General features: G+C 75.3%; 14 protein-coding genes and 1 pseudogene. 6 read left to right on the top strand and 9 right to left on the bottom strand.

Annotated elements, in window-relative coordinates; genetic code table 11:
* Nucleotides 1–74 precede the first annotated feature (74 nt).
* From Q5530_RS32930 to Q5530_RS32940, 3 genes are all read right to left on the bottom strand, one after another.
* Nucleotides 75–1,340, bottom strand: a complete 1,266-nt coding sequence (locus Q5530_RS32930) for an ATP phosphoribosyltransferase regulatory subunit (RefSeq protein WP_415366707.1) — start codon at nt 1,338–1,340, stop codon at nt 75–77.
* 103 nt (nt 1,341–1,443) lie between these two features.
* Nucleotides 1,444–2,817, bottom strand: a complete 1,374-nt coding sequence (locus Q5530_RS32935; protein WP_415366708.1) for a serine hydrolase — start codon at nt 2,815–2,817, stop codon at nt 1,444–1,446.
* Nucleotides 2,818–2,937: 120 nt separating this feature from the next.
* Entirely contained in the window at nt 2,938–4,485 is a 1,548-nt protein-coding gene (locus Q5530_RS32940) for a sulfatase-like hydrolase/transferase (protein WP_415366709.1), read from the bottom strand.
* 36 nt (nt 4,486–4,521) lie between these two features.
* On the opposite strand from Q5530_RS32940, the gene Q5530_RS32945 reads away from it, so the two are divergent.
* Nucleotides 4,522–5,283 (top strand): RibD family protein, encoded by a 762-nt coding sequence (locus Q5530_RS32945; RefSeq protein ID WP_415366710.1) that lies wholly within the window; start codon nt 4,522–4,524, stop codon nt 5,281–5,283.
* On the opposite strand, the gene Q5530_RS32950 is transcribed toward Q5530_RS32945, so the two are convergent.
* Together Q5530_RS32950 and Q5530_RS32955 are read right to left on the bottom strand one after the other, a co-directional pair.
* Nucleotides 5,265–5,651, bottom strand: a complete 387-nt coding sequence (locus tag Q5530_RS32950) for a DoxX family protein (RefSeq protein WP_380641205.1) — start codon at nt 5,649–5,651, stop codon at nt 5,265–5,267. The two genes, Q5530_RS32945 and Q5530_RS32950, sit on opposite strands and share 19 nt — an antisense overlap.
* A complete protein-coding gene (locus Q5530_RS32955; protein ID WP_415366711.1) occupies nt 5,636–6,430 on the bottom strand; it encodes a CDP-alcohol phosphatidyltransferase family protein in 795 nt (264 codons plus the stop codon). Before Q5530_RS32955 ends, Q5530_RS32950 begins: the two co-directional genes overlap by 16 nt.
* 35 nt (nt 6,431–6,465) lie before the next feature.
* Between Q5530_RS32955 and Q5530_RS32960 the strand changes: the two genes are divergently transcribed.
* From Q5530_RS32960 to Q5530_RS32970, 3 genes are all read left to right on the top strand, one after another.
* Nucleotides 6,466–7,443, top strand: coding sequence for a zinc-dependent alcohol dehydrogenase (locus Q5530_RS32960; RefSeq protein WP_380641201.1), 978 nt, complete (start codon nt 6,466–6,468; stop codon nt 7,441–7,443).
* Nucleotides 7,430–8,113: a creatininase family protein gene (locus Q5530_RS32965; RefSeq protein WP_415366712.1), complete on the top strand. Its 684-nt coding sequence runs from the start codon at nt 7,430–7,432 to the stop codon at nt 8,111–8,113. The genes Q5530_RS32960 and Q5530_RS32965 overlap by 14 nt, the downstream gene beginning before the upstream one ends.
* 148 nt (nt 8,114–8,261) lie before the next feature.
* Nucleotides 8,262–8,513, top strand: a complete 252-nt coding sequence (locus tag Q5530_RS32970) for a hypothetical protein (protein WP_415366741.1) — start codon at nt 8,262–8,264, stop codon at nt 8,511–8,513.
* Here the strand turns inward: Q5530_RS32970 and Q5530_RS32975 are convergent.
* The 4 genes and pseudogenes from Q5530_RS32975 to Q5530_RS32990 form a co-directional block, all read right to left on the bottom strand.
* A pseudogene (locus tag Q5530_RS32975) lies at nt 8,510–8,950 on the bottom strand (lysylphosphatidylglycerol synthase domain-containing protein); the annotation flags it as partial. The gene Q5530_RS32970 and the pseudogene Q5530_RS32975 overlap by 4 nt on opposite strands.
* A complete protein-coding gene (locus Q5530_RS32980) occupies nt 8,947–9,708 on the bottom strand; it encodes a class I SAM-dependent methyltransferase (RefSeq protein ID WP_415366713.1) in 762 nt (253 codons plus the stop codon). The gene Q5530_RS32980 and the pseudogene Q5530_RS32975, both read right to left, overlap by 4 nt.
* Nucleotides 9,705–10,679 carry a glycosyltransferase family 4 protein gene (locus Q5530_RS32985; RefSeq protein ID WP_415366715.1) on the bottom strand — a complete coding sequence of 325 codons (975 nt, stop codon included), beginning with the start codon at nt 10,677–10,679 and terminating at the stop codon, nt 9,705–9,707. Before Q5530_RS32985 ends, Q5530_RS32980 begins: the two co-directional genes overlap by 4 nt.
* Before the next feature lie 86 nt (nt 10,680–10,765).
* Nucleotides 10,766–11,164: a 6-pyruvoyl trahydropterin synthase family protein gene (locus Q5530_RS32990; RefSeq protein ID WP_415366740.1), complete on the bottom strand. Its 399-nt coding sequence runs from the start codon at nt 11,162–11,164 to the stop codon at nt 10,766–10,768.
* Nucleotides 11,165–11,255: 91 nt separating this feature from the next.
* Between Q5530_RS32990 and Q5530_RS32995 the strand changes: the two genes are divergently transcribed.
* Together Q5530_RS32995 and Q5530_RS33000 are read left to right on the top strand one after the other, a co-directional pair.
* Nucleotides 11,256–11,885 carry a GTP cyclohydrolase II gene (locus Q5530_RS32995; RefSeq protein ID WP_415366716.1) on the top strand — a complete coding sequence of 210 codons (630 nt, stop codon included), beginning with the start codon at nt 11,256–11,258 and terminating at the stop codon, nt 11,883–11,885.
* A 935-nt stretch (nt 11,886–12,820) separates the two neighbouring features.
* Nucleotides 12,821–13,462, top strand: coding sequence for a helix-turn-helix domain-containing protein (locus tag Q5530_RS33000; protein WP_415366717.1), 642 nt, complete (start codon nt 12,821–12,823; stop codon nt 13,460–13,462).
* Nucleotides 13,463–13,486: the final 24 nt, after the last annotated feature.

A 13,486-nucleotide genomic window follows, 5' to 3' on the forward strand; every position in this document is an offset into this window, starting at 1 on the left:
GCGGCGCGGCCGCCCGCCCGACCCGGCGGGGTTACCGCCGCGAGGGACCAGGCGGCGGGGTCGGCGCGGCGGGGCTACCGCCGCGGGGACCAGGCGGCCGGGTCGGCGCGGACCCGCTCGCCCGAGCCCAGGTCCAGCACCTCGTGGGCCTCGCCGTCGACCGCGGGCGGGAACCACGCGAACGGGATGCCGAGGCGGCCGGCCCGGCGCACCGCCGCGGCGGGGTCGTCCTCCCGGTGTTGGACCCCGGCGTGGTGGACCCCGGTGTGGTGGACCCCGGCGTGGTGGATCTCGACGTTGAGGCCACCGCGCCGCAACGCGGCCGCGGTCGCCGCCGCCTCCCCGTACCGCCCCGCGCGCGGCACCACCAGCACCTCGGTGGGCGTGCCCGGCCCCCGCGCCACCAGCCCGGCGTCCACCGCCGCGGCGAACAGCCGCCCCAGGTCGACGGCCAGGCCGACACCGGACAGGCCCGCGCGACCCGCGTACCGCCCGCCCGAGCAGACCCCGCCGGACCACGGACCGGCCGACCCGGCGCCCGGGGCGACCCGCCCGCCGTAGACCGTGCCCGCGCAGTGGTCCGGGCCGACAACCGAGAAGTCCGGCACCACCTCCGGCAGGTCGGTCAGCTCGGCGAGCACGGCCTCCACCTCGTCCAGGCCCCGGTCGAGCAGGTCGGACTCCACCCCGAGCCGCCGCACCGCCGCCACGTCCCGCTGCTCCGCCAGCTGGAGCACCCCGTAGACCTGCTCGGTGGTCAGGGCCCACCGCAGTTCCTGCGCCACCCGGTCGGCCCCCAGCTCGTCCAGCCGCGCGACCGCGCGCAGCACGAGCAGCGGCTCGTCCACGCCCAGCCCCTCGCAGAAGCCCGCCAGGACCCGGCGGTTGCCGACGCCGAGCGTCCAGGCGGGCAGGTCCAGGCCGGACAGCGCCTCGTGCGCGACGCGCGGCAGCTCGGCGTCGAGGCGCGGCGACAGCGGGGCGGCGTCCACCACGCCGAGGGCGCACCAGGTGGACTCGCGGACGCCGTCCTCCCGCGACCCGCGCCACACCCGCTGCGCCTGCCGGCCCCGGAAGGGCAGGTCCAGCTCGTCCCGGTGGTCGGCGGCCCAGCGGGCGAACGACGCGGTCAGGTCGGCGCACAGGGCCAGGTCGCCGTCCCCGACCGCCAACGCCTCCCCCGGCTCCTCCTCCGGCGGCTCCAGCGAGGAGGTCGCGACCGGGCCGAACCCGTGGGACTCGAACACCCGGCGGACCCGGTCCAGCCACCGCACCTCCACCGCGCGCAGACCCGGCGGCCACTCGGGGAAGCCGCCGGCGGACTCCGGTCGCGGGTTCACGTCCACCAGTGCAGCGCGCCCGGCCCGGGTCGGCAACGAAGTTCCACCGCACGGACGCGGGCCGCCGCCGGAAGGCCGGCGGGGCCCGCGTCCGCGCGGTGGGTCACCGCAGGTCCTTCATGATCCGGTCGACGGCCCGGCCGAGCTTGGCGTACTTCTCCGTGTACAGCACGGGGAACACGCCGGGCGGGTCGGCGGGCCGGTGGGCGTCGACGTAGTCGGTGCCCAGGTTGGAGAACACGACCACGACGTAGTCGCGCCGCACCTCGCCGGGCAGGGACTTGACGATGCCCGCGTCGCTGCCGGTGGTGTCGACCCAGCCGTTCTTGTGGGCGTAGGTGACCTCGGCGGCCTCGTCGCACGGGCGCACGTCCCGGTCGTAGACGGCGTCGCCGACGCGCACCGTGCCGTCGGGCTGGACCCACCGCGGCGGCGTGACCTGCGGGATGCCCTGGACCGGGTAGGCGCGGCCGCACCAGTTGGTGGTGGACAGCATCTCGTTGTGGCCCTGGTCGCCCAGGGTGCGCCGGAAGAACGCGCGCGAGGACGCGCTGAGCTCGTCCCGGGTGATCGCGCGGCCCGCGTCGGTCGTCCACAGCGTGCCGTGGCCGCCGTTGACCAGCAGCAGCAGCTTCGCGGTGTCGAGGGCGCTCATGTTCGAGCCGATCCACCGGCCGCCGGTGGCCGGGTTGGTGCCGGTCACCATCAGGGTCGGCATCCCCAGCTCGGCGAAGGTCCGGTTGACCTCGTCCCACGCGCCCAGGTCGTGGACCAGCTTGATCAGCGCGCAGGTCGACTCGTTCTGCGACCGGGTGATCATCTCGTCGAAGAACTGCCGGACGGGCTTGCCCTGCGCGCCGCCGCACGCCGCGTTGGGCTCGGTCGGCTCGTAGGCGTAGGTCCCGTCGAGGTCGACGCGCCCGGCGTCGGCCAGCCGCAGGACGCCGAAGCCCACCATCAGCTTCAGCACCGACGCGGGGTAGGGCGAGGAGAAGTCGATCGGCGCGTCCTCCCGGCCGGGCAGCACGTCACGCGTGCCGCGCCCGCCGTTGACGTCCCACTCCGTGTCGTCCCACCAGCGGTAGCGGACCTGGTCGGTGGCCAGCCGCCCCCGGTGCACCGGCACGCTCACGCCCCGCGGGTACTGCGGGCTGAGCAGCACGTCGGCCACCGCGGTGGGCCTGCCGAACGGGTCCAGCCGGATGACCGCGATGTCCAGGTTGGGCGTCTGGTGCAGCGGCCGGGCCTCGGCGGCACCCAGCCCGCCCGCCCGCCCGGCGGGCACGGAGTCGTACTTCTCCGGCGCGCCCGCCCGCGACGCGGCGAACAGCTCGGGCGGCGTCAGGTCCAGCACGTCCCGGAAGTCCTGCGCGACCACGGCCCGGCGGACCTGCTCCGCGAGCCGGCCGCCGACGCCGTCCCCGGTCGCCGTCGCCGGTGCGGTCGTGGCGCCGAGCAGGATCGCGGTGGCGGTCACCGCCGTCACCACTCGTCGGGTCGTTCCCATGGCATGTACCCCCTGGTGCCGATGCCTGTGCGACCGACCGTAGAGCATCGGTAACGGATAGGTGAGGCGGTCGGTGGAGAAGTACCGGGATCAGCCGAAGGTCCCCAGGAACTGGTCGCGGAAGGCGCTCATGGGCCGCACGGGCGCCCCGGCCGCCGGTGTCAGCCCGTCGGTCCAGCCCCACGGGTCGGTGCGGGCGAGCACCGACCGGTCCCGGCTGACGACCGTGACCGGCACGTCCCGGCCCGCCCCCTCGCCGGTGACGACCTGCGCGGGCTGGTGGTCGCCGAGCAGCACCACCACGAGGTCGTCGTCGCCGTAGGTCTCCAGGTACGAGACGATCGTGTCGACGGAGTACTCGACGGACCGCCCGTAGTCGGCGCGCACCTCCACCGGGTCCCGGCCGAAGATGGTCTCCGGCGGCACCGCGCCCGCGCGCATCCCCCCGAACACCGAGCCGTCGCCCACCCCGTCCCACGGCAGCGCCTCCGGCAGCGGCGTCCACGGCGCGTGGCTCGACAGCAGCGTGACCACGGCCATCACCGGCTCGTCGCGCGGGCCCCGCTCCGCGCGCTCCAGCTCGGCCAGCACGTACTGGTCGGGCATGGTCGCGTAGCCGAAGCGCGGGCCCCGGTACCCGAGGTCGGCGGCCGCGTAGATCCGGTCGTAGTCGAAGAACAGCCCCTCCGGCCACGTCTGCGTGATGCCCGGCATGACGCCCACCGACCGCCACCCGGCCCGCCGGAACGCGCCGCCGAGGGTCAGCCGGTCACTGGCCACCAGCGTGCGGTACCGCTGCTGGTTGTCGACCCACAGCCCGGACAGCAGCGTGGCCTGGGCGAGCCAGCTGCCCCCGCCGGCCGTGGGCGAGGTGAGGAAGGCGCTGCGGGAGGCGTAGCCGCGCCCGGCCAGCCGCCGCGTGCCGTCCGCCAGCGCCGCGGCGACCCCCGCGTCCTCCACCGCGCCGCGCCCGTAGCTCTCCACGAACACCACCAGGACGTCCTTGCCGCGCAACGAGGTCAGCAGCCGATCACCCGGCACGTCCCCGAACGCGTCCACCGCCGACTCCGCCGCGAACGCCGTCCGGTCGTGCAGCCCGGCCCGCACCGCCCGCGCGTGGTCCCCCACCAGCTCGGAGGTGCCGTGCGAGGCCACCGGCAGGCTCATCGCGCACACCGCCGCCACCGCCACCGCGCGCACCGCCGCGCCCCGGTGCGCGCCCACCGCGCCGCCCAGCCGCAGCACCGACCGCGTCACCAGCACCAGCACCGCGACCACCGCCACCGCCGCCAGGGCCACCGCGCCGATCGCGGCCGCCCGGCCCGCCGTCACGTCGACGTAGTCCACCGCGGGCGTGAGCAGCGGCCAGTCCAGCACCAGGTCGAACGGCCGGTACAGCACCGCGTCGAACCCGATGTCCAGGAACTTCACCACCAGCAGCAGGCCGAGCAGCGCGCCGCCGACCGCCGCGACCGGCCGCCGCCGGCGCGCGGGCAGCACGAGCAGCAGCACCACGGCCGCCGGCGCCTCCACCGGCACCCGCAGGAACGCCGACGGCGTCAGCTCGTCGAAGTCGGCGGGCAGCAGCAGGGCGAACAGCACCACCAGCGCCGACAGCGCGGTCCGGACCCGCGCCACCACCCGGGCGCCGCCCGATCGGGTTACCGTGGCGTGGTGATCCGCCCCCACGTCCTGCTCAGCGTCGCGGTCAGCGTGGACGGCCACATCGACGACCGGGGCGAGGCCCGGTTCCCGCTGTCCAACGCCGAGGACTTCGACCACGTCGACCGGATGCGCGCCGAGTCCGACGCCGTCCTGGTCGGCGCGGGCACCGTCCGCCGGGACAACCCCCGCCTGCTCGTCAACGACGCCGGCCGCCGGGCCGCGCGCGTCGCCGCCGGGCGACCCGAGCACCCGCTGAAGGTCACCGTCAGCCGCACCGGCGAGCTCGACCCCGACCGCGCGTTCTGGCACTGCGGCGGCGGGAAGCTCGTCTACACCGCCGGTTCCGGCGCCGCCGCCGTGGCGGGCCTGCCCGGCGTCGAGGTCGTCCCGCTGGGCCCCGCCCCGCTGGGTCCCGTCCCGCTGGGTCCCGTCCCGCTGGGTCCCGTCCCGCTGGGTCCCGTCCCGCTGGGTCCCGTCCCGCTGGGTTCCGGCGCGGGCGTCGACCTGGGCGCGCTCCTCGACGACCTCGGGGCCCGCGGCGTGCGGCGCCTCATGGTCGAGGGCGGCACCCGCGTGCACACCGCGTTCCTCGCCGCCGGCCTCGCCGACGAGCTCCGGGTCGCCGTCGCGCCCCTGCTGGTCGGCCAGGCCGACGCGCCGCGCTTCGTCGACCCCACCGCGTTCCCCGGCGGACCAGCCCACCGATTCCACCTCGAAGACGTGTCCAGGCTCGGCGACGTCGCCGTGCTCCGCTACTTCCCGAAACGCTGAGCCGCCGACCGCACGGCGTCCCAGCGGAACAGCGCCACCGCCGACACCAGCGCGAGCAGCAGCGCCGGCAGCACCGCGGCCGCCGGGTCCAGCAGGAGGACCAGCTCGGTCACCACGGCGCCGGCCATCACCGCCGCCAGCCCGAGCGCGGCGAACGCGGCCAGCGCGGGCACCAGCAACCCCACCCCGCCGGCGATCTCCAGCACCCCGGTGGCGTACCGCAGGCCCTGCCCGAGGCCGATCCGGTCGAACTTGCCCGCGAACCCGTCGCCGAACAGCAGCAGCCCGCTGTAGGCGAAGTACGCGCCCAACGCGACCTGGAGCACCCACACCGCGGCCCGCCGCGACGTGCTCACCTGGACGGACACAGCCCTCTCCTCCCGAACAGCCGGGCGGTGTCCCGCCCGAACGACCAGACCAGCGCGGCCAGCGCGCCCCCGACCAGCGCCCCCGCGAACGGCACGAGCCCCGACACCGCGACCACGAGCACCACCCCCTGCACGGCGGCGACCACCTTGCGCGCCCGGCTGGGCGGCAGGTCACCGCGCAGCCAACCCCAGGGCCACGACGCCGCCACGAACGCGTACCGCATCACCCCGATCACCAGCACCCAGGGCCCGAGCTGCCACGCCGCGTGCACGCTCAGCACCAGGATCAGGAAGGCGTCGACCTCCATGTCGAACCGCGCGCCCAGCGGCGAGGCGGTGCCGGTGCGCCGGGCGACCCGGCCGTCCACGAAGTCCAGCGCCAGCGCCACCGAGGCCAGCGCGACCAGCGGCGCCGTCTCCCCCGACCGGGCCGCCACCAGCGCGGCCACCCCGCCGACGAGCAGCCCCCGCGCCAGGGTGACCCGGTCGGCCGGGCCCAGCCGGTGCCCGGTCCGCCGCACCGCGCCGCCCAGCAGCGCCGAGGTCGCCATCGCGTGGGCCACGCCGGCGAACCACCCCGGCGGCCCGAGGCCGACCGCGACCTCCAGCAGCTGGAGCAGCAGGACCTGCGCGCCCACCCACAGGACCGGTTCCGACCGGACCGCCCACCGGACCGGTTCCCGCCGGGCCGGCTCCGACCGGGCCGGCTCCCGTTGGCCCGGTTCCCACCGGCCCGGCTCGCGCGCGGTCGGCGCCGCGCTGTGCTGGAGTGTCGTCATCACGCCCCTCGTCACCGTTTCCGGAGGTACAACAGATGACACGCACGGCGAGGGCCCTGTGGTTCACCTCCGCCGGAAAATGCGAGATCAGGGAGGCCGAACTGCCCGAGCCGGGACCCGGCGAGGTGCTGGTGCGGACCCTGCACTCGGGGATCAGCCGGGGCACCGAGGCCCTGGTGCTGCGCGGTGGCGTGCCGGAGAGCCAGCACGCGGTGATGCGGGCGCCGTTCCAGGAGGGCGCGTTCCCGTGGCCGGTGAAGTACGGCTACCTCAACGTCGGCGTGGTCGAGCGGGGCCCTTCCCCCGGGCGCACGGTGTTCTGCCTGTACCCGCACCAGACGCACTACGTGGTGCCCGCCGACGCGGTGACGCCCGTGCCCGACGCGGTGCCCGCGGCCCGCGCGGTGCTGGCGGGCACGGTGGAGACGGCGGTGAACGCCCTGTGGGACGCCGTGCCGCTGGTCGGCGACCGGATCGCGGTGGTCGGCGGCGGCATGGTCGGCGGGAGCGCGGCGGCGCTGCTGGCCCGGTTCCCCGGCGTGCGGCTGCAACTGGTGGACGCCGACCCGGCGCGCGCCTCCCTGGCCGCGGCGCTGGGCGTCGACTTCGCCTCCCCGGGGGACGCGCTGGGCTCGTGCGACCTGGTCGTGCACGCCAGCGCCACCGGGGAGGGCCTGACCCGGTCGCTGGAGCTGCTCGCGCCGGGCGGCCGCGTGGTCGAGCTGAGCTGGTACGGCGACCGGCGGCCGGCCGTGCCGCTGGGCGAGGCGTTCCACTCGCGGCGGCTGCGCGTCGTCGGCAGCCAGGTCGGCGCCGTGGCCCGCCCGGACCGCACGCACGCCGAGCGGCTGGCCCTGGCGCTGGACCTGCTGGCGGACCCCGTGTTCGACGCCCTGGTCACCGGCGCGAGCCGGTTCGACGAGCTGCCCGGGGTGCTGCCGCGGCTGGCGAGCGGCGAGCTGCCCGCCCTCTGCCACCGGGTGGACTACGGTGCCGGTGATGTTCCCGCCTGACACGACCACCGACGCCCGGGACGCCGCGGCCACCGCCGCCGTGCTGCCGATCGGCAGCCACGAGCAGCACGGCCCGCACCTGCCGCTGGCCACCGACACGATCGTGGCGTGGGAGATCGCCCGCGCGGTGGCCGCCTCGCACCCCGTGCGACTGCTCCCGCCGATCGCCATCTCCTGCTCGCACGAGCACGCCGCGTGGCCCGGCACGGTCAGCGTCTCGGCGCGCACGCTGCAGGCCGTCGTCACGGACGTGGCCGACTCGCTGCGCCGGTCAGGGGTGCCGAACCTGGTGCTGGTCAACGCGCACGGCGGCAACTACGTGCTGTCCAACGTGGTCCAGGAGGCCGACGGGATGGCCCTGTTCCCGAGCTCCAAGGACTGGGCGGAGGCGCGGACGCGCGCCGGGATCGCGACGTCCTCCTCCAGCGACATGCACGCGGGCGAGCTGGAGACCTCGATCCTGCTGCACACCCACCCCGGGCTGGTCCGCCCCGGCTGGGAGTCGGCCGACCACCTCGCCGAGGACCGGCGGCACCTGCTGACGCTGGGCCTCGCGCCGTACACGGACTCCGGCGTGGTGGGCCGGCCCTCGCTGGCCTCGGCGCGCAAGGGCGAGGCCGTGCTCGCCGCGCTGGTCGAGGCGTTCGGCCCGTACCCGGCGGTGCTCTGAGCCGAGCAGCGGCACCACCCCCGGCAGGCTCGCGACCAGCGCCAGCACCCCGTACACCACGCCGGTCGTCACGCCCTGCGCCGCGCCCAACCCGGCGGTGCCGAACGCCACCGCGAGGAACGCCTCGCGCGGCCCGAAACCGCCGACGTTGAGCGGCACGGACATCACCAGCAGCGCGAGCACCGCCAGTGCCGCGAGCTGCCCGAGTGGGGCCCGCACGCCCGCCGCCCCGGCCGCGACCGCGAACAGGGCGACGTGCCCCGCGAGCGCCACCGCCGACGACAGCACCACCCGGCGCACGTCCCGCGACCGGCACACCGCCACCGCGGCGAGCACCCCCGCCACCGGCACGCCGTGCGGCAGCAGGACCGCGATCCCGGCCAGGGCCAGCACCGCCTGACCCGCGAGCCGCTCCACCAGCACCGCCCGCAGGCCGCGCTTGACGTCACCGGCCCGGCGCCCGTGCCCGACCGCCCGGTGCACGTCGCCCAGGACACCGGCCGGCAGCACGGCGTTGAGCAGCAGGCCGCGGTAGTAGTCGGACACCGCGGCCCGCAACCGCAGCGACAACCCGAGGCGGCGGGCCACCACGCACCACCGCCAGGCGCAGCACACCGTGGTCACCCCGCCGATGCCCAGCGCGGCGGCGGCGGACCAGGCGTCCACGGCGCGCAGCCCGTCCAGGAACGCGTCGGCGCCGAGCCGCAGCCCCAGCGCGGCGAGCACGCCGACCGCCGACAGCAGCCGGAGCCAGGGCCAGGCGCGCTTCACCGCGGCGAGCACCTGCGGCCACCCGCGCCTCACCGCAGCCAGTCCCCGCGACCACCAGCGCCTCACCCCGGCACCGCCAACAGGTCCTCGTGGTGCACCACCACGCGCGGGTCGTCGGCCTTCCGCCGCAGGTAGGCGGGCACCTCCCGGGCCAGCTCCGGCTCCTGCTCCACCGCCGCGCCCACCCAGCCGCGCAACCACTCCAGCGCCAGCTCCCGGCGCTCCGGCCCCAACCGCCACGGGCTCGGGCTCGTGGCGACCGCCATCCCCAGCCCCGCGAACGCCTCCCGCGCCACACCCACCGCGTCCGGCCCGAGCAGCCCGCCCCGCCGCTGGTGCGCGTTGAACGCGTCCCGGAACACCGCGTCCAGCGGCTCGGCCGCCGCGAACGCCACCCGCCCGACCACCGACAGCGTGAACAGCACCGGCCGCCCGGCGCACGCCGCCGCCAGTCCCCGCACCTGCTCCTCCGTCAGCAGGTCGAGCAGCGCCGAGGCGGTCACCAGCGAGGTGCCGGCCAGGTCGGCGGCGGTCAGCGCGGTGAGGTCGCCCTCCCGCGTCCCGGCGGTCACGCCCGGCCCGGTCACCGTCGCCCGCGCCAGGTCGAGCAGCCGGGGGTCCCGGTCGTGCAGCACCCAGTGCTGCGGTCCGGGCAGCCGCCCGCTGAGCCACCGCCCCAGTGATCCCGTTCCACACCCGAGATCACGCACCACGAGGGGCGGCCGGTTCAGATGGATCTTGAGCCGGTCGACCAGGTCGACCGCGCGGGCGTCCGCGTCGGCCGGCTCGCGCAGGGCCAACCAGTCCGGGGAGAAGGCGCTCATGGGCGCAGGTTAGCCAGCACCACGGCCAGGTCCCGCGCCGTCGAGTCCCATGTGGACAGTTCGGCCCGCCGCGCCCGCGCCAGGGCGCGCAGGTCGGCGCGCCACCGGTCGTCCGCGAACCAGCGCCGCAACGCGCGCGTGAACGCGCCCACGTCACCGGGCGGCAGCAGCAGCCCGCCGCCGCCGAGCGCGTCCGGCACCGCGCTGGCGATCACCGGCAGGCCGCGCGACAGCGCCTCGGTGACGACCATGCCGTAGGTCTCGGCGCGGGAGGCGAGCACGAACAGGTCCGCCCGCGCGTACCGGTCGGCGAGGGCGGCCCCGGTGAGCGGGCCGGTGACCTCCACCCGGTCGTCGAGCCCGGCCGGCGGCTCGCCGGGACCGACGAACGCGCAGGTCCACGGCGCGTCGACCCCGCGCAGGGCGGCGAGCAGCACGTCGTGGCCCTTGCGCGGGGTCAGCGAGGCCACGCACAGCAGCCGCGACGAACCGTCGGTGCCGACGGCGGGCGGCGCGGGGTCGACCCCCGGCACGACGACGTGGACCCCGCGCAGGCCGTGGTGCGCGGCGATCCGCGCGGCCGCCGCCGGGCTGGTGGCCACGACCGCGTCCGCCGAGCGCAGGCACTCGCGCTCCCGCGCGTCCAGCTCCGCCGCGACCCGCGCGGGCAGCCCCACCTCGTCGGCCAGCGGCAGGTGCACCAGCACCACCACCCGCACCCGCCCGGTGTGCGGCCGGAGCACCTCGGGCGCGGCGCACGCCACCAGGCCGTCCAGCAGCGCCACGTGCCCGTCCGGCACGTCGGCCAGCGCCCGCGCGAGCCCCCGGAGGTCCCCGTCCAGCGGCCACCGACCGCCGACGCGGACCTCCCGCAACCCGAGCAGGCCCGCGACCCGGCGGTCGAACTCGTGGCCGCCGCTGGGGGCGGTCGGCTCCGGCAGGACGAAGTGGACCGTCCCGGACGAGACCATCCCGCTCGGGCCTTTCCCGCTCGGGCCTCTCCCGCTCGGAACCGTCCCGCTCGGGGCCGTCACCGGAACCATCCCGTTCGGAACCGTCACAGGGACCGTTCGCAGGACGCCCAGGCCACGTGCGACTCGCGCAGGGTCACCTCGATCCCGGTCAACCCGCCCGCGTGCGCGCCCAGCTCCCCGGCGCGCACGTCGTCGACCAGCCGGTCCGCGATGTGCCCGGCCAGGAACTCGGTGGAGGTGTTGACCCCGGCGAACGCGGGCTCGTCGTCCAGGTTGCGGTAGTTGAGCCCGTCGAGCACGGCGCGCAGCCGCCGGGTCGCCAGTCCGATGTCGACGACGATGCCGTCCGGGTCCAGGTCGGTCCTCTTGAACCTCGCGTCCACCACGAACGTTGCCCCGTGCAGGCGTTGTGCCGGGCCGAACACCTCGCCGCGGAAGCTGTGGGCGACCATGAAGTGATCACGTACGGTAATGCTGAACAGGGTGACCTCCACTGCGCGAGCGGGTTACGGTGCCAGTTGTGCCGACCGAGCGTAATCACGATCGGCCGGTTTCGCGGAGCGGAGGAGCCGGATGCGCGAGCGACTGTTCGACGACGAGGACGTGGCCGAGTCGGAACTGGTGACGCGGCGCGGCACGTTCCGCGCGGTGGCGTTCCGGATCGCGGGCCACGAGCACCTGGCCCTGGTCCACGGAGGACCGTCGGCGGAGGACGTCCTGGTGCGCGTGCACTCCGAGTGCATGACCGGCGACATCTTCGGCGCCATGCGCTGCGAGTGCGGCGACCAGCTCGACGCCGCACTGGACCGGATCGTCACCGAGGGCGGCGGCGTGCTCGTCTACCTGCGCGGCCACGAGGGCCGGGGCATCGGCCTGGTGGCCAAGGTCCGCACCCACGTGCTCCAGGACGAGCAGGGGCTCGACACCCTGGACTCGGCCACCAGCCTGGGCCTGCCGGTGGACGTCCGCGACTACACCCCGGCCGCGCTGATCCTGCGGCACCTGGGCATCCACTCGGTCCGGCTGATGTCCAACAACCCGGACAAGCTGGAGGCGCTGGAGGCACACGGCGTCCGGGTCACCTCCCGCGTCCCGCTGCTGATGCCCCCGAACCCGCACAACATCGGCTACCTCACCGCAAAACGCGACCGCCTCGGCCACGACCTGCCACAGGTGGCCGATTTCGCCGTCGCCGACAACTGACCCCACCTCCCGCGCCTCCTGCCCCACGCGCGTTGCCGCCAGGCAACGGGTCGACCCCCGCCGGGAATCGGCGCCCCGACCCCGGTCGCGGTTTTCGGCGGGGTGCCCGGACCGCGCGGGACCCGGCGCTGACGGCAACTCCGCGAATTGCGGGGGCATGCCGCCCGGTTCATCACCGCACACCCCTTTCGAGAACTGTTCACAATCGGGGCGAATTCTCATGACGGCCGCGCGCCGCACAACGACACCCCCCGAACCACGTGCGAATTCCACGTCACCCCGACGAGAGGAGCGCCGTCGCACCGGGCCGACCAATGGGGTCACACACCCCATTACGGGGTCACCCGATCCTCCTACCGGCGTACTCAACGCATACGAACCCACTATCCGCACATCGGCGGTTGCGCTTACGGAATGTTTCGGTCCCCCGAAATAACCGATCTCCTCGTCCGGGGGATGCCAGAACTGTTGCGCAAGAACAACATTGCTACTCAGCATGCGCAAGTAACGTGAAGGAGTTTCTCTTCTCCCGCACGACCTGCACCGACATCTCCCACTCAAAATCAAGGGATGCCCCGATGCGGTGACATCCCACAGTTGTGGCAATATCCCCCGAAGAGCTTCGAGTGATCGGGGAAGAAGAGCACGATCGACCCGGAACCGATCAGCACCGACTTGATCGACAACAGCGAACCCGCGGATCCGCCGCCGGCCAATGGGATCGAACACCCGCCGGGAGGAAGCCCCCGGGCACAAGTCGGAACACGCGTTCGGGTCGGTTTGCCAGTCCGATGGTTGATCCAGTTCACAGAGGACGTCGTAACGCCATGAGCAGCTTGCCCGACATCACCATCGGGCGTCACCATGGAGGGTCGAGCACACAGGAGGCACCTCACTCAGAGCAGCGCCGGCGAGACGGGGGGACGGGTTCAGCTATGCCAAACGACGAGGAATTATCGTCGTCCACCGCGACACCTCCCACGTCGGTCGACCGACTGGTCGCCTATCGGCCCGCGTTCGGCAAGCACCTGGCCCACCTCAGGGAGCGGAGCGGCTACTCGCTCGAACAGGCGGCGAGGTCGATCGGCGTTCCCCCCGAGACCCTGCGGCTCTACGAGAACGCGACGTGGCGCCCCGCGCTGCCCCGCCTGCTCCGCCTCGCCGCGCTGTACGACGTGCCGCCGCTCGACGTGCTGGAGGACGTCGCCCGCGAGGTCCGACCGCCGGAGGACCCGTCACGGCCCTACGTCGTCGAAGCGCTCCTCCTGTTCTGCGGGGTGGCTCCCGAGCAGGTCTCGGCCGAGGCCGACCCTCCGGTCGCCCCGGAGGTCGACGACCTCGCGGCGCACGAGGACGCGGAGGACGTGCCGCTGGGCGAGGCGCTCAAGTACCGCAGGGAGGACGACCCCCTGCGGCTCAGGGGCAGCCTGCGGCTCAAGCGGGAGTACGAGGCAGGAGCCAGCATCCGCGCCTTGAGCACGAGGCACAAACTCGCTTTCGGGACCATCCGCACCATGCTGGTCGCGGCGAACACCCGGCTCCGCAGCCCGGGCGGCTTCCACACCGGCGGTGCTTGACGTGCGGTGCCGGGAAGAACGCGC

Origin of the sequence: Saccharothrix sp. BKS2, from assembly GCF_047689505.1 — a bacterium.
Lineage (GTDB): Bacteria > Actinomycetota > Actinomycetes > Mycobacteriales > Pseudonocardiaceae > Actinosynnema > Actinosynnema lopnurensis.

Bases quoted from the DNA above. Each gene is read 5' to 3' on its own strand.
- Q5530_RS32955 (WP_415366711.1), bottom strand. From the start codon at position 6,430: ATGACGACACTCCAGCACAGCGCGGCGCCGACCGCGCGCGAGCCGGGC.
- Q5530_RS32960 (WP_380641201.1), top strand. From the start codon at position 6,466: ATGACACGCACGGCGAGGGCCCTGTGGTTCACCTCCGCCGGAAAATGC.
- Q5530_RS32965 (WP_415366712.1), top strand. From the start codon at position 7,430: ATGTTCCCGCCTGACACGACCACCGACGCCCGGGACGCCGCGGCCACC.
- Q5530_RS32980 (WP_415366713.1), bottom strand. From the start codon at position 9,708: ATGAGCGCCTTCTCCCCGGACTGGTTGGCCCTGCGCGAGCCGGCCGAC.
- Q5530_RS32985 (WP_415366715.1), bottom strand. From the start codon at position 10,679: ATGGTCTCGTCCGGGACGGTCCACTTCGTCCTGCCGGAGCCGACCGCC.
- Q5530_RS32995 (WP_415366716.1), top strand. From the start codon at position 11,256: ATGCGCGAGCGACTGTTCGACGACGAGGACGTGGCCGAGTCGGAACTG.
- Q5530_RS33000 (WP_415366717.1), top strand. From the start codon at position 12,821: ATGCCAAACGACGAGGAATTATCGTCGTCCACCGCGACACCTCCCACG.